This is a genomic window from Agrobacterium leguminum, assembly GCF_015704895.1.
GTDB classification, from domain to species: domain Bacteria; phylum Pseudomonadota; class Alphaproteobacteria; order Rhizobiales; family Rhizobiaceae; genus Agrobacterium; species Agrobacterium leguminum.
This window is the reverse complement of sequence record NZ_JADQWB010000026.1, coordinates 22,960-42,438: the sequence shown is the minus strand read 5'-3', so window position 1 is coordinate 42,438 and position 19,479 is coordinate 22,960. Positions and strand designations below refer to the sequence as shown.

The following is a 19,479-nucleotide window of genomic DNA, read 5'->3' as shown; positions in this document are numbered from 1 at the left end:
GGCGATGAAAACGGTGCTCGCCTTCGGAGACAGCCTCACCTGGGGCGCGGACCCGGCAACGGGTCTGCGGCACCCCGCCGAACACCGCTGGCCGGAGGTGCTGGAGGCCGCGCTTGCCGGGAAGGCTAAGGTTCACCCCGAGGGGCTTGGCGGGCGCACCACCTGTTACGACGACCATGCCGGCCCGGCCTGCCGCAATGGCGCACGGGCGCTGGAGATCGCGCTGTCCTGCCACATGCCGCTCGATCTCGTCATCATCATGCTCGGCACCAACGACATCAAGCCGGTGCATGGCGGGCGGGCGGAAGCGGCCGTTTCCGGCATGCGGCGGCTGGCGCAGATCGTCGAGACCTTCATCTACAAACCGCGCGAGGCCGTGCCGAAACTGCTGATTGTCTCCCCGCCGCCCTGCGTCGCAGGCCCGGGCGGAGAACCGGCAGGCGGGCGGGACATCGGGCAATCGCTCAGGCTTGCGCCGCTTTACCGCAAACTCGCCGTCGAACTCGGACATGCCTTTTTCGATGCCGGATCGGTCGCCAGCGCCTCACCGGTGGATGGCGTGCATCTGGATGCGCCGGCAACGGCGGCAATCGGCCGGGCGCTCGCAGCTCCGGTCAGAGAGATTCTTGGCTGATCCTGCAACACCCGAGGAGGAACCGGGCGTGTGGATCAAAACGTGGAAAGGCCGTATGCACCGGCCGTATTGGGAGGAAAGATGAAACATTTTCTTGCAACCGCAGCACTTGGCGCCCTGCTGATCGGCGCCATGCCGCTCAGCGCCTTTGCCGAAACGCCGAAGGACCAGCTCATCGTCGCCACGACCATGAGCAATATCCTCACCCTCGATCCCGCCGCCATTACCGGCCGCGAGACCGTGCAGGTTCTGAACAACGTCTATGACACGCTCGTCGTGCTTTCCCCGAAAGACCGCAGCGTTCAGCCACGCCTTGCTGAACGCTGGGAAATTGCCGAGGACCGGAAATCCATCCGTTTCCATCTGCGCGGCGATGCCAAATTCGCTTCCGGCAACGCCGTGACGGCAAAGGACGTGGCGTGGAGCTTGAAGCGGCTGCTTGCCCGCAACCTGGCGCAATCGTCCTTCCTGAAAACCCGTGGTTTCAAGCTGGAGGAAGCCGACAAGCTGTTCGTTGCCGAAAACGACCAGACCTTCGTGCTGAATATCCCGAAGCCCGACGACCCGAACCTGCTGCTCATGATCCTCGCACAGAACGGTCCCGGCTCGATCATCGACAGCAAGACGGCGCTTGAGAACGAGAAGGACGGCGATCTGGGCGGCGCATGGCTGACGCTGAATTCCGCCGGCTCCGGTCCGTTCAAGCTGACGCAATGGAAATCCAACGAATATATCATCCTCACCCGCAACGACGATTATTGGGGTGAGAAGGCAAAGATGAAGCGCATCCTGATGCGCCATCTGCCGGAATCGCAGTCGCAGCGGCTGATGCTGGAAAAAGGCGATATCGACGTTGCCTATTCCCTGCAGGCCCCGGACCTGAAATCGCTCGAGGCCGACAAGGCCGTCACCATCGAATCCACACCCGGCTCCGGTTTTTATTACCTCAGCGTTTCGATGAAGGATGAGAAGTTCGCAAACAAGAAGGTACGCGAAGCCCTGCGTTACCTGATCGACTACGACGGTCTCGACAAGGCGGTCATGCCCTATTACGGCAAGCTGCATCAGCGCTCCCTCAGCACCGGCGTGATGGGTGCGCTGCCGGATCAGGGCTACAAGCTCGACATCGAAAAAGCCAAGGCGCTTCTGGCCGAGGCCGGTTATCCGAACGGTTTCAAGACCACGCTGCGCGTTCTCTCTGAAGACCCCTTTATGAAGGCGGCAACGGCGATCCAGAACACGCTGGCGCAGGCCGGCATTCAGGCCGAGCTGATCAGCGGCTCCGGCGACCAGATCTACGGCGCCATGCGCGAGCGGAATTTCGAACTGCTGCTCGGCCGCGGCGGCGGCGGCCAGCAGCCGCATCCGGACAACAACCTGCGCTCCATCGCCTATAACCCCAACAATGCCGATGACGCCAAGCTCACCAATTACCAGAGCTGGCGCACCAGCTTCTTCGATGAGAAGCTGAACAAGATGATCGAAGAAGCGCTGGTCGAGCGCGACGTGGCGAAACAGACGAAGCTTTATGAGGACCTGCAGGGTTATATGGACGAGACCGTCATGTCCATTCAGCCCTTCTCCGAAGTCATCGACACCGCCGCCTTCCGCAGCGACGTCAAGGGCATGATCGTCAGCCCCTGGCTTTCGCGGTTTGAAGAGGTGAGCAAGGAGCGGTGAGCCCGCTGCGTATGCTCGAACAAGAAAAGGCGCGGCTAACCCCGCGCCTTTTTGCTTTAACAAAGCCCCACTCACCCAAGGTGTTAGGCGCAAGCGAAGCCTCCGCACTCCGTCACCCCGGACTAGATCCGGGGTCTAGTGCGATCAAGTCCTTGATCGCGAGAGAGTCCGTTCACGGCGCAGACACTCCGTGGCTGGATGCCGGATCTAGTCCGGCATGACGGAAGGAGGGGCTCGCACTATGTCAGCAGCCGAGGCGCAGTTGGCGGCCCGCCATCCCCGCCGTAGCCATCCCAAAAAAATGCCCGACAGGGGGGCCGGGCAAGGAAGGAGGATGTTATTATCCGTGACGCCCCGGAGGAGGACGGTCACGTTCTTGGAGCCCTCACGCGCCTTCATATTCCAACGAGGCGCCGATCAATTCGCGCGCATAGGGATGCGTCGCGCCATTGCCGGCGATGGCGTCGCGCGGCAGGATTTCGGTGATTTTGCCGCGCAGCATCACCGCGAAACGGTCGCACATGTGATCGACCACGGCGAGATCGTGGGTCACCATTATGTAAGTGAAGCCGCGCTCTTCCCGCAGGCGCTGGAGGAGGTTGAGGATTTCCGCCTGTACCGAGACATCGAGCGCCGAGGTCGGCTCATCGAGCAGCAACAGTGACGGTTCGAGGATCAGCGCCCGGGCAATCGCCACGCGCTGCCGCTGGCCGCCGGAAAGCTGGTGCGGGAAGCGATCCAGAAAGGCGACGGGCAGGCCGACATCCGTGATGACCTTGCGCATGCGCTCTTCCCGGTCGCCGAGCTTGTGGATCGCAAGCGATTCCGAGAGCACGGTGCGCACCGACTGGCGCGGATGCAGCGACCCGTAGGGGTCCTGAAACACCATCTGCAGCATGCGGCACCGCTCGATCAGCGGCATATCGCGCACCGACCTGCCATCGATGAGAATATCGCCGGTCCAGAAATCGTTGAGCATGGAGACGCAACGAAGCACGGTGGATTTGCCCGAGCCGCTTTCGCCGACCAGCCCGAAACACTCGCCCGGCTCGACGCGGAAGGATACGGAAGGCAGCACTTTCAGCGCGGTATGGCCGCTGCCGAAGGTGATGGAGAGATCGCGGGTTTCAACGGAAACGGCCATTATACGTTCTCCTCCAGCCATTCGGGGCGGCGATCCAGCACCGCAAGCGGAGCACGCGTGCCGCCGATGCGCGGCTGCGCCGCCAGAAGGCCGCGCGTATAGGGGTGCTGCGCCTGATCGAGATCGCGTGCGGCGAGCGTTTCCACCACCCGGCCGGAATACATGATGAGCACCCGGTCGCAGAAATTGCGCACGAGATTGAGATCATGGCTGATCATGATGAGGCCGATGCCGCGATCGCGCACCAGACCGTCGAGAATATTCAGCACCTGCAGCCGCACCGTCACATCGAGCGCCGAGGTCGGCTCATCCGCAATGACGAGATCGGGATCGGCAAGCAGCATCATGGCGATCATGACACGTTGACCCATGCCGCCGGAAATCTCATGCGGATATTGCTCATAGACACGTTCGGCATCGCGAATCTTCACCGCATCGAGCATGGCCAGCGCCTTTTCCTTGGCCTCGGCTTTCGACGCCTTGAAGTGGCGCAGATAGGTCTCCGTCACCTGATCGCCGACCCGGCGGATGGGGTTAAGGGAGAATTTCGGATCCTGAAGGATCATCGACATGCGCCGACCGCGGACCTTCAGCATCTCCTTCTCATCGAGCGAAAGAAGATCGAGGCCATCGAAATCCAGCCTGTCGGCGGTGATTGTCGCCGACGGCAGAAGGCGCAGCAGGGCGCGGCCGACGGTGGACTTGCCCGAGCCGCTTTCGCCGACGATGCCGAGCCGTTCCCGGCCAAGGGTGAAGGAGATGCCGCGCACGGCCTCGGTGGGCGAGCCGCCATAACGGATGCGGAGATTTTCGACGTCGAGGATTGGTTTTTCCATGGCCCTATCTCCGGTTCATCTGCTTCGGATCGAGCGCATCCCGCAGGCCATCACCCAGAAGATTGAAGGCGAGGCTGACGGAGAGGATCGCAATGCCGGGGAAGGTGACGAGCCACCAGCTATCCAGCATGTAACGCCGGCCGGTGGCGATCATCGCTCCCCATTCCGGCAAGGGCGGCTGCGCGCCGAGACCAAGAAAGCCGAGGCCGGCGGCGGTGAGAATGACGGTCGCCATGTTCAGCGTCAGGCGGATGAGGACCGAAGGCAGGCACATGGGCATGATCGACTTGACGATGATGCGTAGCGGCGATGCGCCCTGAAGCCGTGCGGCGGCAATGTAATCCGCCTTGCGGAAAGTCATGGCTTCGGCACGGGCAAGGCGCGCAATCGGCGGCCAGGAGGTGAGCGCAATCGCGATGATCGCATTGTTGAGGCTCGGGCCGAGCGCTGCGACGAAGGCGAGCGACAGGATGAGGCTCGGGAAGGACAGGAAAATATCCGTGATGCGCATCATCACCGTATCGAACTTGCCGCCGAGATAACCGGAAGCCGTGCCGACCAGAAGGCCGACGGGACCGACGATGATCGAGACCAGCGAGATGATGGTGAGCGTGATGCGTGCGCCCCAGAGAAGGCGGCTGTAGATATCGCGTCCCAGCTCATCCGTGCCGAAGACGTGGCCATTACCCGGCGCCTGCAGCGTATTGGCGAGATCCTGCGCGTAGGGGTCATGCGTCGCAAGCCAGGGCGCGAAAATCGCGGCGATGACCAGAAGCAGCAACACAGCCAGACCGAAGGCCGATGTCGGACTTTTCAGGAGGAAAACGACGATGTTCTTCAGCGCGTTCAAGGGCACCGGAAGGCGGAAGGGGGTTTCTGTACGGGCCGTCATCAGCGGGTCCTCGGATCGAAAAAGCGGTAGAGAATGTCGGACAGGAGATTGAGCCCGATGAAGATGACGCCGACGATGAGCACGCAGGTCATCACCGCATTCATGTCGCCGATGATAAGATTGCTGGTGAGATATTGCCCGAAACCCGGCCAGGCGAAGACTGTCTCGATTAGAACCGCCCCTTCCAGCAGCGAGCCGTAAGCAAGCGCAATGATGGTGACGAGCTGCACGCGGATATTGCCGAAGGCATGCAGCCACACCGTCTGTCGCTGCGACAGGCCTTTAACGCGGGCGGTCGTCACATATTCCTGGCCCAGCTGGTCCAGCATGAAGCTGCGCGTCATGCGGGTGATATAGGCCGAGGAGGAATAACCGAGCAAAGCGGCGGGAAGGATGAGGTGGTTGATGGCCGACCAGAAGACCTCCATGTCACCCGCAAGCAGACTGTCAATCAACAGAAAGCCCGTCCGCTCCTCGACCAGACCGATATAGAACTGATCCATGCGTCCGCCGCCGCCGACAAGGCCGAGATGGGCGTAAAAAACGATCAGCGCGATCATGCCGGTCCAGAAGATCGGCATGGAATGGCCGAACAGGCTGAGCACCCGCACCAGATGATCCTGCCAGCGATCCTTGTTAACGGCGGCATAAACGCCCATGGGAATGCCGAGGCCGGCACCGATCAGGATCGCGAAGGTCGCCAGCTCCATCGTCGCCGGCATGACCCTGATGATATCCTCGATGACCGGACGCCCGGTGCGGATCGAGGTTCCGAAGTCGCCGGTGAACACATCTCCCAGATAATAGAAGAACTGTTGCCACAGCGGACGGTCGAAACCGAGCGCGTGATAGACCTGTTCATAGGTTTCGCGCGTCGCATCCTCGCCCACAATCGCGCGCACGGGATCGGCGGGCATCAGGCGGCCGATAAAAAAGGTCAGCAGCAGCAATCCAAGCAGCGTAACCGCAATACTTCCGATCTGGCCGGACAGGCCATACAGCGAAAGGCGTCTTTTTGACATGATTCCTCCCTTGCCAGAGATCGACCGCGCAAGTGACCAAGGCGCAATCCTGTCTGACAACTATCTGCAAGTTGTCACAGGTGTTGGAAGCTGTCAAGCGCATGCCAGCGAAATCCGCATTGGCCGGGGTTCCGAAATATGTGTCCGGGGTGGAAATTTCAGACCGGGCTCACCCCGCTTTCGTTTTTGTTTTGGGGAAAGGTGCCTGCGTTGCCGCAACCGCAAAAGCCTGTATTCTCCGTCTTGCAGAATGCGCGGATACCTGTCCCCCGGCTATGATGCCGATGACGTCCGTGCCTTCAGGGTGAGGAAAATATGGCTGAGATGACGCTTCTGGCATTTGCCGTCGTCGCCTTTATTGGCATTGCGACACCCGGCCCCACCGTTTTGCTGGCGCTTGCCAATGGCTCGAGATTCGGAATACGCCGCGCCATGATCGGCATGGCCGGCGCTGTTCTCTCGGATTTCGTCCTGATCGGCGCGGTTGCACTGGGATTGGGCGCCCTGCTCGCGGCCTCCGAATTCTGGTTCGGCGTCGTCAAATGGGTGGGCGTCTGTTATCTTGCCTTCCTCGGCCTCATGCTTTTGCGCTCCAGAGGCACGCTCGATGGCGCCCTTCAACCGGCAGAAGCCAGCGGTGCCGCCTCCGCCCGCTCGATTTTCCTCAAGAGCTTTCTCGTGGCGGTGACCAACCCCAAGGGATATCTGTTCTTTTCGGCTTTCCTGCCGCAATTCATCGATCCCGCCGCACCGCAGCTCCAGCAATATGCGGCGCTTGCGCTGATCTTCGCCGGCATCGATTTCATCGTGATGTTCGGATATGCCCTGCTCGGCTCGCAGGCCGTCCGGCTGTTGCGGAAATCCGGAGCCCTGTGGCTCGACCGGATTTGCGGCGGCGCGCTTCTGACGCTCGCCGCCTCGCTGGCCTTCTATCGGCGGGCAACTGCGTAAACCATTGGCCTATAGGCCATTTCCGGATCACTCCACCGCGGTGCGGGAGCGCAGAAGCACCTTGTAGCGCTCAAGACTGCCGCGCAGATGTGCCGCCATATATTGGCGGGCGCCATCGGCATCGCCTTCGATGATGGCGTCGACGATCTTCGCATGCTCCTCCTGGAGATGCAGGTTGTAGTCCTTGGGACGCGACCCGGGTGCCGCACCCTGCAATTCGCCGCGGGGAATGATGCCGGAGCGAATGAGCTGAAGGAATTCCGGGAAACGCCTGTTCTGCGTCGCCTGTGCAATGGCCAGATGGAACTCGAAATCGGCGTCCCGCGTCGGCAGGCCGGCGGCGAGACAATCACCGACGCGCCGGTGCGCGTCCACAATCGCCTCCACCTGCACGGCGGAACGGCGCGATGCCGCAAGCCCGGCGGATTCGACCTCGAAAACGGTGCGCAATTCCAGCAATTCGATCACCGAGGAAATTCGCCCCACGGCCAGATCGTTAAAGGGCAGCTCCTTGGCCGGTTTTACTTCGACGGCAAAAACGCCCGCACCCTTGCGGGCTTCAACGAGGCCATCGGCGCGCAGAATGGCGATGGCCTCGCGCACCACCGTTCGGCTGACGGAATATTCACGCGTCAGTTCGCTTTCGCTCGGAAGACGGTCGCCGGGGCGGAACACACCCTCCGACAGATCCCGCCGCAATGCCGAACTGATTTTCGCCGCGAGCGATACCCCCTGCTTCGTGCTGCTCTCAACGTCCATTCCGGCCCACCTGTTTTAAACTTGTCTGGCATGTTAGCAAACACCCGCCACATTGCAAGGGCCGGGCCTCTGCCCCCCCGGCCGATTGGCCGCCCTCACGCCGCAGCCATGGCCGAACTGCTGGAAAAGCGGCTTCTATATTCACCCGGTGAGAGGCCGAGAATGCGGTGAAACACCCGGCGAAAGGCGGCTGAATCCTCATAACCCACCGACCAGGCGATCTGATCGACCGAACGGCGGGTGAATTCCAGCAATTCGCGCGCCTTGCCGACCCGCAGATGCTGGACATATTCGATGGGCTTCATGCCGGTCGCCGCCTTGAAGCGGCGCAGGAAGGTCCGCTCCTCCAGCCCGGCATGGCCGGCCATGTCGGTAACGCTCGTCGCCCGCCCGGCGCGGGCCTGCAGCCAGTGCTGCACCTTCAGGATCGGCTCATCGCCATGCGTCAGCCTCGGGGCGAAACTGCTATAATGGCGCTGTTCACGCCCCGAAGGGTCGATCAGCAGGAACTTTCCGGTCTCGATCATCACCGAAGGTCCGAGCAGCCGGTCGACGATGCGCAGGCCAAGATCGGTCCACGCCATCAGCCCGCCAGCCGTGATGATATCGCCATCCTCGATGACGATCTTGTCGATCTCCAGCCGGATATCGGGAAAGCGGTCACGGAACCGCTCGGCAAACAGCCAGTGGGTGGTGGCCGGGCGGCCGGACAAAAGACCCGTTGCGGCGATGATGAAGGAACCGCCGCAACTGGCGGCCAGCGTCGCGCCCTGTGCATGCCGATCCAGCAGCCAGCGGGCGTAGGGCTCCGCCTCGTCGATTTCAGCAGGCCCGGTCAACCGGCCGGGTACGACGAAAATGTCGGGATGTCCCGGCCTGTTGGGCTCGGTGTCATGGCAGCGGGAAAATTCACCGCCCTCGCCCATGCTCCAGTGGCTGACCCGCAATTTCGGTCCGCCGCGATCCTGTGAAAATACCGACGCGATGGCAAAAAGATCGGTGATGCCATGCACCATGGCGACCTGACAGTCCCGATAGAGAACCAGACCGACTTCAATCGCGCTTCCCGTTACACCTGCCATGCGCCCCACACCCCGTTTTGTCAGTTTCGGCTCGTTTTCTGTCAGAAGCGCCAATCCAACCCCGGCGGCCTCCAGAGTATCTCTATTCCCACGGGACGCAAGCAAGCTCCCTGCAACAGGAGAGAGAGCCATGACAACGATCACCACCAGAGACGGAACGCATATTTTCTACAAGGACTGGGGCCCGAAAGACGGACAGCCCATCATCTTTTCCCATGGCTGGCCGCTCAGCGCCGATACATGGGATGCGCAGATGGTGTTCTTCGCCAATCACGGTTTCCGCACCATCGCCCATGACCGCCGCAGCCACGGCCGCTCCGATCAGGTCTGGCATAACAATACCATGGATCAATATGCCGACGATCTGGCCGAGCTGATCGAACAGCTCGATCTTCACGACATCATTCTGGTCGGCCATTCCACCGGCGGCGGCGAGGTCACCCGCTATATCGGCCGCCACGGCACGGCCCGCGTCGCGAAAATCGCCCTCATCGGCGCGGTGCCGCCGCTGATGCTGAAGACGGAAAGCAATGCCATCGGCCTGCCGATCGATGTTTTCGACGGCATTCGCAAGGGCACCTATGACAATCGCAGCCAGTTCTTCAAAGACCTGACCATTCCCTTCTACGGCTACAACCGCGAAGGTGCCGTGATATCCGAAGGCATCCGCGACGAATTCTGGCGGCAGGGCATGATGGGCGGCCTGAAAGGTCAGCTCGACAGCATTCGCGCCTTTTCGGAAAGCGACTTCCATCAGGATTTGAAGGCCTTCGACAAACCGACGCTGGTTCTGCACGGCGATGACGACCAGATCGTGCCGGTCGGCGCTTCCGCGCTTTCCACGGTCAAAATCGTCAAACATGCGGTCCTCAAAATCTACGAGGGCGCCGACCATGGCCTGACGCAGACCCATCAGGACCGCTTCAACACCGACCTTCTCGCCTTCATCAACGCCTGAAACCGCCGCACAAAGGAGACACGGACATGACACAGAATACATTTCTCATCACCGGCGCATCGGATGGCATCGGCGCGGTCTATGCCGAACGTCTGGCAAAACGCGGCCATGATCTCATTCTCGTGGCGCGGCGTGCCGAAAAGCTGAAGGCGCTCGCCGCACAGCTGGAAAAGGATCATCACATCGCGGTCGAGGTTCTCTCCGCCGATCTTTCCAGGGCGGAAGACCTCGAAAAGGTAGAGGCACGACTGCGTGACGACCGGCGGATTACCGGCCTCGTCAACAATGCCGGCATTGCCGGCGAGGGCGTGATCACCACGCTGGACCCGGCCTATGTGACGACGATGATCAACCTCAACATTCTTGCCGTCACCCGGCTTGCGGCGGCCATCGCACCGCGCCTTGCCGCCGATGGCAAGGGTACGATCATCAACATCACTTCGGTCACGGCGCTGATGCCGGCGGCGTTCACCGCTGTCTACCCGGCCACCAAGGCCTTCGTGCTTGCCTTCACCGAGGCGCTGCAGGCGCAGCTTTCGCCTTCCGGCGTGCGGGTTCAGGCCGTCCTGCCCGGCATCACCCGCACGGCGATCTGGGAAGAGGAACGGCTCGACGCCATTCCGGCCGCCATGGTCATGGATGTTTACGAGATGGTGGATGCGGCCCTTGCCGGCCTCGACCTCGGCGAAGCACTGACCATTCCTTCCCTGCCGGATACGGCCGATCTCGAAAATTTCCTTGCAGCGCGCGCGGCGTTAAGGCCCAATCTGTCGCATGCACTTGCCGCCAGCCGGTATCGTGCAGCCAAAACCGAATAGAGGGAGACGTATCATGATCCTCGGACTGACCATTCCCCAATTCACGGCATTGCATGTGGGCTTAAGCTTCATCGGCATTGCCACCGGACTGATCGCCCTGCCCGCTTATGCGGCAGGGCGGTGGATGCCCCGCATGATGGCGATTTTCCTCGTCACCACGCTCGCCACCACGCTTACCGGCTTCCTGTTTCCAATCGGAAATTTCACACCGGCACTCGGCGTCGGCATAATCTCGACCCTCGTTCTGGCGATCGCACTGGTTGCACTTTATGGATACGGTCTGAATGGCAGGGCGCGCATCATTTATACGATCACCGCCACGATCAGCCTTTATCTCAATATGTTCGTGTTGATCGTTCAGGCTTTTCTCAAGGTCGAAACACTCAACAACCTGGCGCCGAACGGCAACGAACCGCCCTTCGTGGTCGCCCAGACGGTTCTGCTTGTTGCGGCCATCTGTCTTGGCTGGAAGGCGACGCGCCGCAGGCTCGCGGTCTGAAGCGAGCCTGAATTCGAACCGCTTTTCGCGAAAATGCCTTGTGCCCCAATATTTCGGGCGCAAGGCATGTTTTTGCATGTCAAATACAGGCAATCTCCGCCCACCCGTCACAAAACGAAGAAATCCCGCCTCTAGGATTTCCTTCCGAACCTTTCCTGAAAATGCAGCAGGAGACATTCGGAAACGAGGGCAGTTCGCGCCCTTGCAAACATACAATATACATTATATGATAATATATATTAAATTATTACAATAGGAGATGCCGATGAATGCCGTGAAGATCAACGAGCGTCTGACAGTTGCGGGCCAGCCGATGATCGCCGATTTCCCATCGCTCTCCGCCCAGGGTTATAAAAGCATCATCAACGCCCGGCCTGATGGTGAAGAGCCCGGTCAGCCGGGCAATGCGCAGGAAAAAAGCGCCGCCAGCGCGGCGGGCATGGATTATGGTTTCATCCCGGTCAGCGGTCCTACCATTACCGAAGCCGATATCCGCGCCTTCCAGCAGAAAATGGCGGAAGCGGAAGGCCCCGTTTTTGCCCATTGCAAGGGCGGCACCCGCGCGCTCACGCTTCATGTTCTCGGGGAAGCGCTGGATGGGCGCATCGAAAGGGACGATATTGAGGCTTTCGGCAAGGCGCATGGCTTTGACCTTTCCGGCGCCGCCCGCTGGCTGGAACGGCGCGCAGCGACGGTTCCGCACGTCAAGGCATTCTTCGATCCACGCACATGGAGCGTGCAATATGTCGTGTCCGATCCCTCGACCGGGCGCTGCGCCATTATCGACCCGGTCTATGATTTCGATGAGAAATCCGGCGCAACCGGAACGATGAATGCCGACGCCATTCTGGACTATGTGGAGAGCCAAGGCCTGTCGGTGGAATGGATTCTCGATACCCATCCGCATGCCGACCATTTTTCCGCCGCCCACTATCTGAAGCAGAAGACCGGCGCGCAGACGGCCATCGGCGCGAAAGTCACCGGTGTACAAAAGCTCTGGCAGGAGAAATACAACTGGCCGGATCTCGAAACCGACGGCTCGCAATGGGACCGACTGTTCGAGGCGGGCGACAGGTTCAATATCGGCTCCCTTGAAGCGCGCGTGCTGTTTTCGCCCGGCCACACGCTCGCCTCCGTGACCTATGTGGTAGGTAATGCCGCCTTTGTGCACGATACGCTTTTCATGCCCGATTCCGGCACCGCGCGCGCCGATTTCCCCGGCGGTAGCGCCAGGGAACTCTGGGCGTCGATCCAGGACATTCTCGCCCTTCCCGACGAAACACGGCTTTTCACCGGCCACGATTATCAACCCGGTGGCCGCGCGCCTAAATGGGAAAGCACGGTCGGCGAACAGAAACGCAGCAATCCGCATCTTGCCGGCATGACGGAGGAGGGCTTCATCCGCCTCAGAGAAGCGCGGGATCGCACATTGCCGATGCCGAAGCTCATTCTCCATGCCTTGCAGGTCAATATTCGCGGCGGCCGCCTGCCGGAGCCGGAAGCGAATGGCAAGCGTTACCTGAAATTCCCGCTCGACGTGCTGGAGGGCAGCATATGGTAAAGGAAAACACGCTGGAAAAGCCCCCGCATATTGCAGAAATCCCTCTCCCCGCCATGGAAGAGCGGGCTGTTGAGGTCGCGCTGCTTCTGAAAACGCTTGCCCATCCCGCGCGGCTGATGCTCGCCTGCACGCTGGCGCAGGGGGAATTTTCCGTTGGTGAGCTGGAGGTCAAGCTGGATATTCGCCAGCCGACGCTTTCCCAGCAGCTGGGCGTCCTGCGGGAAGCCGGTGTGGTCGAAACCCGGCGCGACGCCAAGCAAATCTTCTACCAACTGAGCGAAGCGAAAGCGGCGCAACTGATCGAGGCCCTTTACACCATATTCTGCGCGCCGGAGGAGGAGACCCCGTGAGCCCCTACTGGCCCTCTCTTTTCGGTGGCATGCTGCTCGGTCTTGCCAGCATTCTGCTGTTTCTTTTCAACGGCCGCATTGCCGGCATCAGCGGGATCATGGGAAAAATGCTCGGCAGGGAGCGGCGTGCTGCCGATTTCGCCTTCGTCGCCGGCTTGCTGGCCGGGCCTTATATCCATGCCGCCGCATTCGGCCGGCTGCCTGCCGTCACCATAGTTTCACCATGGCCGCTCATCCTCATTGCCGGCCTGCTGGTGGGTTTCGGCACGCGCATGGGCTCCGGCTGCACGTCCGGCCATGGCATTATGGGGCTGGCGCGATTTTCCCGGCGCTCGATTGCCGCGACCGCCACCTTCCTGATCACCGGCATTTGCGCCGCGACGATAACAGGAGCCCTGTCATGAAAAATCCAGCCGTGGCGCGTGTTGTCCTGGCATTGGCCGCGGGAGCGCTGTTCGGCTTCGGCCTCTCGCTCTCCGGCATGGTCGATCCGGCTCGCGTTTCCGGCTTTCTCGACGTGGCGAGCAGCCATTGGGACCCGAGCCTGATGTTCGTCCTCGGCGGCGCGGTGATGGTCGCCGTGCCGGGTGTGCTGCTCAGCCGACGTCTCGCCAAACCGGTCCTCGCAGAGGATTTCAGTCTTCCCGCAAAAACCCGCATCGACCGGCCGCTCATAACAGGCTCGGCCATTTTCGGCGTCGGCTGGGGGCTTGCCGGTTTCTGCCCCGGCCCGGCACTATCGGCTCTCGCCCTCGGGCTGATGCCGGTCGTTCTTTTCGTCAGCGCCATGATTGCCGGGATGCTGGTCCACGACCGCCTCTATTTAAAGCAGCCATAACGCAAACGCTCGTTCGGCGCGCGAGGAACGGGCCGTCGCGCGGGGCTGAAACGCTCCCGCGCGACGGCGTGTGATTAGAGGTCGATCAGGCTCTTGCCCGTCATTTCCGGCGGCAGCGGCACATTCATCAGTTGCAGCAGGGTGGGCGCGACATCGGCAAGAATGCCGTCATGCAGCTTCGCACCTTCAGGGCCACCCAAAAGGATCACCGGCACCGGATTGGTGGTGTGCGCCGTATGCGGGCCACCGGTCACCGGGTCGACCATGGTTTCGCAATTGCCGTGGTCGGCAATGACAAGCATCGCGCCACCCACTTTTTCGAGAGCGGCAACGACCGCACCAAGCCCACGATCCACGGCTTCACAGGCCTTGATTGCGGCCTGCAGATCGCCGGTATGACCGACCATATCGGGGTTGGCGTAGTTGGTGACGATCAGATCGTAACCCTTGCCGATTGCCTCGACGAATTTTTCCGTCACTTCCGGCGCGCTCATCTCCGGCTGCAGATCGTAGGTCGCAACCTTCGGGGATTTTGGCATGAAGCGGTCTTCGCCGACTTCCGGCTCTTCCTTGCCGCCATTCAGGAAGAAGGTGACATGCGGGTATTTTTCGGTCTCGGCAAGGCGGAACTGCGTGAGCCCCTGCTTCGCTACCCATTCGCCCAGCGTATTGACGATATCGCGCTTGGGATAGGCCGTGGTCATGAAATCATTGTGCCGGGAGGAATATTCCACCATGCCGAGCAGCGCCGAAAGGACCGGCTTTTCGCGCGAAAAACCGTCGAAATCGTCCGCCCCGATGGCGAGCAGGATTTCACGGGCACGGTCGGCGCGGAAATTCAGGCAGAACAGGCCGTCGCCGGCCTTGAAGCCCTCATAGCCGTCGATCACCGTCGGCAGGATGAATTCGTCGGTGACGTTGTTTTTGTAGCTCTGGGCAACGGCGCTCACCGCATCCCGCGCGTGCTCGCCTTTCGCCAGAACCATGGCGTCATAGGCTTTTTCGACGCGCTCCCAGCGATTGTCGCGATCCATCGCATAATAGCGGCCGATCACCGTGCCGATGCTTGCCCCCTGCGGCAGGCTTGCCACCAGCGCCGCCACAAATTCTTCAGCCGATTGCGGCGCGACATCGCGGCCGTCGGTGATGGCATGTACCACGACCTTCAGACCGTGGCTGATCATCAGCCTCACCGCCGCCTGGCCGTGGAGGATATGGCCATGAACGCCGCCATCGGAAACGACGCACATCAGATGCGCCACACCGCCCGCGGCCTTCACCGTGGCGGCGAAATCAAGCATCGCCGCGTTGCGGAAAAAGCTGCCATCCTCAATCGCCAGATCGATCTGGCCGAGATCCATGGCGACGATGCGGCCGGCGCCGATATTGGTGTGGCCGACTTCCGAATTGCCCATCTGCCCGGTGGGCAGACCGACATTCGGGCCGAATGTGGTGAGCCTCGCATTCGGGCAGCTGGCGAAAAGCCGGTCCATGGTAGGCGTATTCGCCAGCACCGGCGCATTGCTGGATGTGTCCTCGTTCAGCCCCCAGCCATCGAGAATAGTCAGGACAACGGGTTTGGGAGTGCGCATGGGAGGACCTTCTTCTTCATTCGGTTGCCGGCGGAGGGCGGACCGCCGGGCGCCGGAGCGCCCTCTTCCGCCACTATGATCATGATGAGAAAACATGCTTCTCGTTCTTCTCTTCTATACCCGAAGATGACGAACGCAAGCCTATACCGACAGCGAAACAGTTCCGTGAAGGTTGAAAACGCGAGCTAAGAAATGCGGTCATGACACGCATAAGCCCTCATTCCTGTGCTCGTCACAGGAATCCAGCCGACGCGCGCCTGCGCGGTGGAGAGAGTCCTTTCAGCCCAAAGACTTCGGCTGGCTGGATCCCTGTGACGAGCACAGGGATGAGGGAGCACGGATCGCCTTCACTCGATGAAAATAAGCGCGGGCTTCTCCAGCAATGCCTTGACGGCCTCGATGAAGACCGCCGCATCCCACCCATCGACAACCCGGTGATCGAAGCTCGATGAGAGGTTCATCATCTTGCGCGGCACGAAGCGCGTCCCATCCCAGACCGGACGTGTCATGATCTTGTTGACACCGATGATCGCCACCTCCGGGTAATTGATGATGGGTGTCGAGACCACACCGCCCAAGGCTCCCAGCGAACTGATGGTGATGGTGGAGCCCATCAATTCTTCCCGATGCGCCGTGCCTGTGCGGGCGGCTTCGGCGACGCGTGCGACTTCGTCCGCGCATTCCCAAAGACCGAGCGTTTCCGAGTGGCGCACGACCGGAACGGTGAGGCCCGACGGCGTCTGCGTGGCGATGCCGATATGAACCGCTTCATAGTGGCTGACGACCCCTTTGTCGTCGTCGAAGGTGGCATTCATGCCGGGATGATCGGCAACGGCTTTCACCAGCGCGCGCATCAGGAACGGCAGGATCGTCAGCTTCGGTTGCCCGGAACGGCGATTGCCGTTCATGGTCGCGCGCAAATCCTCCAGATCGGTCACGTCGACTTCCTCGACATAGGTGATGTGGGGAATGCGGAAGGCGGAAAGCACCATCTTCTCGGCAATCTTGCGCCTGAGCCCGGTCACCTTCACCTCCTCGACAGCGCTATCGTGCGGCGCTATCGGCTCGGGGCGTTCCGGCCATCCCCGCACGGTTAAAAACCCGTCGAGATCGGCATGGGTGATATGCCCGTCCGGCCCCGTTCCCTTGACCTTGGTGAGATCGATATCGAGATCGTCGGCGCGCTGGCGAACGGCGGGAGACGCCAGCGGTTTATGATGCGGTTCGGCGGCGGGCGCCGGCGGCGCCTCCTCGGTCTCTCGCGCCGTCGGCTGGGCTTCAACAGGTGGCGGCGTGTCCGTCATGTCGGCAGGCGCTTCCGCTTCCGGCACGCTGCCATTGGGAGCGGCGGCCGCGACATCGGTTTCGATGCGCAGAAGCGGCGCCTTCACCGGCACGGTGTTTCCAACCGTCACGGCGAGCCAGGTGACGACGCCCGCCACCGGGGATGGGATTTCCACCGTCGCCTTGTCGGTCATCACCGCGGCCAGCACCATGTCCTCATGGACGAGATCGCCCGGTTTGACGTTCCATTCCACCAGTTCGGCTTCCGCCACACCTTCACCGACATCGGGCATCGTGAGAACAAATTCCGCCATAATCAGGCCTCCATGACTTCGACAAGGGCGCGCCCGACACGGGCAGGTCCCGGAAAATAGTCCCACTCCTGCGCATGGGGATAAGGCGTATCCCAGCCCGCAACGCGGACGACGGGGGCCTCGAGGTGATAAAAACAATGTTCCTGCACCAGCGACACGACTTCGGCCCCGAAGCCGGAGGTCAGCGTCGCCTCATGCACCATGACGCAGCGGCCGGTCTTGGAGACGGACTTCACGATGGTATCGAGATCGAGCGGCAGCAGGCTGCGCAGATCGATGATCTCGGCATCCACACCCGTCTCTTCCGCCGCCGCCAGCGCCACATGCACCATGGTGCCATAAGCGATGACGGTGACAGCGTTTCCGGGACGGCGTATCTCGGCCTTGCCGATGGGAATGGTGTAGTGCCCTTCCGGCACCTCCCCCATCTCATGCTTGGACCAGGGCGTTACCGGCCGGTCGTGATGCCCGTCGAAGGGACCGTTATAAAGCCGCTTCGGCTCCAGAAACATCACGGGGTCGGGGTCTTCGATGGATGCGATCAGCAGTCCCTTGGCGTCATAGGGATTGGAAGGGACGACCACCTTCAGCCCGCAGACATGGGTGAAGAGCGCTTCCGGGCTCTGGCTGTGCGTCTGCCCGCCGAAAATGCCCCCGCCTGTCGGCATTCTGAGAACGATGGGGCAGGTGAAATCGCCATTCGAGCGATAGCGGATACGCGCCGCCTCCTGGGTGATCTGATCATAGGCGGGATACATGTAATCGGCGAACTGGATTTCGACACAGGGGCGCAGGCCATAAGCGGCCATGCCGATGGCGGTTCCGACAATGCCGGATTCGCTGATCGGCGCATCGAAACAGCGGGTCTTGCCGTATTTTCCCTGCAACCCCTGCGTGGCGCGGAACACGCCGCCGAAATAGCCCACATCCTCGCCGAACACCACCACGTCGTCGCTGCGCTCCATGGACACATCCATGGCGCTGCGGACGGCTTCGATCATCGTCATTCTTGCCATGGTCACCACCCTGCCTTCTGGCGCTGGCGGGCGAGATGCGGCGGCATCTCGGCGTAGACGCCTTCGAAAATATCCTTCTTCGGCGGTTTGCCGCCCTCATGCAGCGTGCCGTGGCTTTCCGCCTCGCGCTGCGCCTCAAGCACCTCATCGGCAATTTCCGCTTCCGTCTGCCGGTGCCGTTCCTCCGACCAGACGCCGCGCAGGATGAGGTGTTTTTTGAGCCTCAAAACCGGGTCGCCCAGCGGCCATGCCTCGGACTCTGTCTTGGGGCGATAGGCGCTCGGATCGTCCGACGTGGAATGGGCGCCGACACGATAGGTCACATATTCGATCAGCGTCGGGCCGAGATTGCGGCGCGCCCGTTCCACCGCCCAGCGCGCCACGGCATAAACGGCGAGATAATCATTGCCGTCGACCCGGAGCGCGGGAATGCCGAAGCCCAGGCCACGCGCCGCAAAGGTGCCGGAGCCGCCGCGCGCAATGCCCTGAAAGGTGGAAATCGCCCATTGGTTATTGACGATGTTGAGAACGACCGGAGCCTTGTAGGTGGAGGCAAAGACCATCGCCGAGTGAAAATCCGACTCCGCCGTCGAGCCGTCACCGATCCATGCTGCGGCGATCTTCGTATCGCCCTTGATGGCCGACGCCATCGCCCAGCCGACCGCCTGCACATATTGCGTGGCGAGATTGCCGGAGACGGTGAAGAAACCATGCTCCTTCGAGGAATAAAGCACCGGCAACTGCCGCCCATGCAGCGGATCCAGTTCGTTGGAATAGATCTGGTTCATCATGGTGACGAGCGGGTAATCATCGGCGATCAGCAGACCCGCCTGCCGGTAGGTCGGGAAATTCATGTCGCCTTTGGAAAGCGCCTTGCGGAAGGCGCAACTGACCGCCTCCTCGCCCAGATGCTGCATATAAAAGGAGGTCTTGCCCTGCCGCTGCGCCATCAGCATGCGCGCATCGAAAGCCCGAAGCCGCATCATGTTTTTGAGGCCCACCAGCAAGTCTTCATCCGAAAGCAGCCCGGCCCAGGGTCCGACGGCCTCGCCCTGGTGGTTGAGGACACGGATGATCGAATAGGCGAGATCGCGCATGCTTTCCGGCGCGGCGTCAACCTCCGGGCGCGGCACCGAGCCGGCCTTGGGTATTTTCACATTGGAGAAATCCGGCTCCCCGCCGGGCCGCACCGCAGGTTCGGGAACATGCAGGCTGAGACGTGGCGTTTCGGTTATATCCATTCTACTCC

20 protein-coding genes are annotated in these 19,479 nt (G+C 61.4%); 10 read left to right on the top strand and 10 right to left on the bottom strand.

What is annotated here, in order from left to right; genetic code table 11:
* The first annotated feature begins 4 nt into the window (after window positions 1-4).
* Together I3J13_RS24010 and I3J13_RS24005 are read left to right on the top strand one after the other, a co-directional pair.
* The gene (locus tag I3J13_RS24010; RefSeq protein ID WP_196380500.1) at window positions 5-634 is read left to right on the top strand and encodes an SGNH/GDSL hydrolase family protein; all 630 of its coding nucleotides are present in this window, start codon (window positions 5-7) and stop codon (window positions 632-634) included.
* A gap of 81 nt (window positions 635-715) precedes the next feature.
* Window positions 716-2,314 (top strand): ABC transporter substrate-binding protein, encoded by a 1,599-nt coding sequence (locus I3J13_RS24005; protein WP_196380499.1) that lies wholly within the window; start codon window positions 716-718, stop codon window positions 2,312-2,314.
* A 385-nt stretch (window positions 2,315-2,699) separates the two neighbouring features.
* Here the strand turns inward: I3J13_RS24005 and I3J13_RS24000 are convergent, their stop codons facing one another.
* Genes I3J13_RS24000 through I3J13_RS23985 form a run of 4 tightly spaced genes read right to left on the bottom strand, consistent with a single transcriptional unit; the run spans window position 2,700 to window position 6,208 of the window.
* Window positions 2,700-3,458 carry an ABC transporter ATP-binding protein gene (locus tag I3J13_RS24000; RefSeq protein ID WP_196380498.1) on the bottom strand — a complete coding sequence of 253 codons (759 nt, stop codon included), beginning with the start codon at window positions 3,456-3,458 and terminating at the stop codon, window positions 2,700-2,702.
* A complete protein-coding gene (locus tag I3J13_RS23995) occupies window positions 3,458-4,294 on the bottom strand; it encodes an ABC transporter ATP-binding protein (protein WP_196380497.1) in 837 nt (278 codons plus the stop codon). The genes I3J13_RS24000 and I3J13_RS23995 overlap by 1 nt, the downstream gene beginning before the upstream one ends.
* A 4-nt stretch (window positions 4,295-4,298) precedes the next feature.
* Window positions 4,299-5,186: an ABC transporter permease gene (locus tag I3J13_RS23990; RefSeq protein ID WP_196380496.1), complete on the bottom strand. Its 888-nt coding sequence runs from the start codon at window positions 5,184-5,186 to the stop codon at window positions 4,299-4,301.
* A complete protein-coding gene (locus I3J13_RS23985) occupies window positions 5,186-6,208 on the bottom strand; it encodes an ABC transporter permease (RefSeq protein ID WP_020813122.1) in 1,023 nt (340 codons plus the stop codon). The genes I3J13_RS23990 and I3J13_RS23985 overlap by 1 nt, the downstream gene beginning before the upstream one ends.
* A gap of 315 nt (window positions 6,209-6,523) precedes the next feature.
* Here I3J13_RS23985 and I3J13_RS23980 point away from each other — a divergent pair, with 315 nt between their 5' ends.
* Window positions 6,524-7,159 carry a LysE family translocator gene (locus I3J13_RS23980; protein WP_196380495.1) on the top strand — a complete coding sequence of 212 codons (636 nt, stop codon included), beginning with the start codon at window positions 6,524-6,526 and terminating at the stop codon, window positions 7,157-7,159.
* 27 nt (window positions 7,160-7,186) lie between these two features.
* Here the strand turns inward: I3J13_RS23980 and I3J13_RS23975 are convergent, their stop codons facing one another.
* Together I3J13_RS23975 and I3J13_RS23970 are read right to left on the bottom strand one after the other, a co-directional pair.
* Complete coding sequence (locus I3J13_RS23975; RefSeq protein WP_196380494.1) at window positions 7,187-7,918, bottom strand: FadR/GntR family transcriptional regulator; 732 nt, start codon at window positions 7,916-7,918, stop codon at window positions 7,187-7,189.
* 95 nt (window positions 7,919-8,013) lie between these two features.
* Window positions 8,014-9,000 carry a GlxA family transcriptional regulator gene (locus I3J13_RS23970; protein ID WP_196380510.1) on the bottom strand — a complete coding sequence of 329 codons (987 nt, stop codon included), beginning with the start codon at window positions 8,998-9,000 and terminating at the stop codon, window positions 8,014-8,016.
* A gap of 130 nt (window positions 9,001-9,130) precedes the next feature.
* Between I3J13_RS23970 and I3J13_RS23965 the strand changes: the two genes are divergently transcribed.
* The 7 genes from I3J13_RS23965 to I3J13_RS23935 all read left to right on the top strand — a co-directional run bounded on the left by I3J13_RS23965 (window position 9,131) and on the right by I3J13_RS23935 (window position 14,024).
* Complete coding sequence (locus tag I3J13_RS23965) at window positions 9,131-9,958, top strand: alpha/beta fold hydrolase (RefSeq protein WP_196380493.1); 828 nt, start codon at window positions 9,131-9,133, stop codon at window positions 9,956-9,958.
* Between the two features lie 26 nt (window positions 9,959-9,984).
* Entirely contained in the window at window positions 9,985-10,776 is a 792-nt protein-coding gene (locus I3J13_RS23960) for an SDR family NAD(P)-dependent oxidoreductase (RefSeq protein WP_196380492.1), read from the top strand.
* A 13-nt stretch (window positions 10,777-10,789) separates the two neighbouring features.
* The gene (locus I3J13_RS23955; RefSeq protein WP_003524730.1) at window positions 10,790-11,275 is read left to right on the top strand and encodes a hypothetical protein; all 486 of its coding nucleotides are present in this window, start codon (window positions 10,790-10,792) and stop codon (window positions 11,273-11,275) included.
* A 265-nt stretch (window positions 11,276-11,540) separates the two neighbouring features.
* A complete protein-coding gene (gene blh, locus I3J13_RS23950) occupies window positions 11,541-12,836 on the top strand; it encodes a bifunctional sulfur transferase/dioxygenase Blh (RefSeq protein ID WP_196380491.1) in 1,296 nt (431 codons plus the stop codon).
* The gene (gene bigR / locus I3J13_RS23945; RefSeq protein ID WP_196380490.1) at window positions 12,830-13,186 is read left to right on the top strand and encodes a sulfite-sensing transcriptional repressor BigR; all 357 of its coding nucleotides are present in this window, start codon (window positions 12,830-12,832) and stop codon (window positions 13,184-13,186) included. The genes blh and bigR overlap by 7 nt, the downstream gene beginning before the upstream one ends.
* Entirely contained in the window at window positions 13,183-13,590 is a 408-nt protein-coding gene (locus I3J13_RS23940; RefSeq protein ID WP_196380489.1) for a YeeE/YedE thiosulfate transporter family protein, read from the top strand. The genes bigR and I3J13_RS23940 overlap by 4 nt, the downstream gene beginning before the upstream one ends.
* On the top strand, window positions 13,587-14,024 hold the full coding sequence (locus I3J13_RS23935) for a YeeE/YedE family protein (protein ID WP_196380488.1): 438 nt from the start codon (window positions 13,587-13,589) through the stop codon (window positions 14,022-14,024). Before I3J13_RS23940 ends, I3J13_RS23935 begins: the two co-directional genes overlap by 4 nt.
* Before the next feature lie 74 nt (window positions 14,025-14,098).
* On the opposite strand, the gene gpmI is transcribed toward I3J13_RS23935, so the two are convergent.
* From gpmI to I3J13_RS23915, 4 genes are all read right to left on the bottom strand, one after another.
* Window positions 14,099-15,616: a 2,3-bisphosphoglycerate-independent phosphoglycerate mutase gene (gene gpmI / locus I3J13_RS23930; protein ID WP_196380487.1), complete on the bottom strand. Its 1,518-nt coding sequence runs from the start codon at window positions 15,614-15,616 to the stop codon at window positions 14,099-14,101.
* Window positions 15,617-15,963: 347 nt separating this feature from the next.
* Entirely contained in the window at window positions 15,964-17,214 is a 1,251-nt protein-coding gene (locus I3J13_RS23925; RefSeq protein ID WP_196380486.1) for a dihydrolipoamide acetyltransferase family protein, read from the bottom strand.
* 2 nt (window positions 17,215-17,216) lie between these two features.
* Window positions 17,217-18,230, bottom strand: a complete 1,014-nt coding sequence (locus tag I3J13_RS23920) for an alpha-ketoacid dehydrogenase subunit beta (RefSeq protein ID WP_059753514.1) — start codon at window positions 18,228-18,230, stop codon at window positions 17,217-17,219.
* 2 nt (window positions 18,231-18,232) lie between these two features.
* Complete coding sequence (locus tag I3J13_RS23915) at window positions 18,233-19,471, bottom strand: 3-methyl-2-oxobutanoate dehydrogenase (2-methylpropanoyl-transferring) subunit alpha (protein WP_059753516.1); 1,239 nt, start codon at window positions 19,469-19,471, stop codon at window positions 18,233-18,235.
* Between the last annotated feature and the right edge of the window lie 8 nt (window positions 19,472-19,479).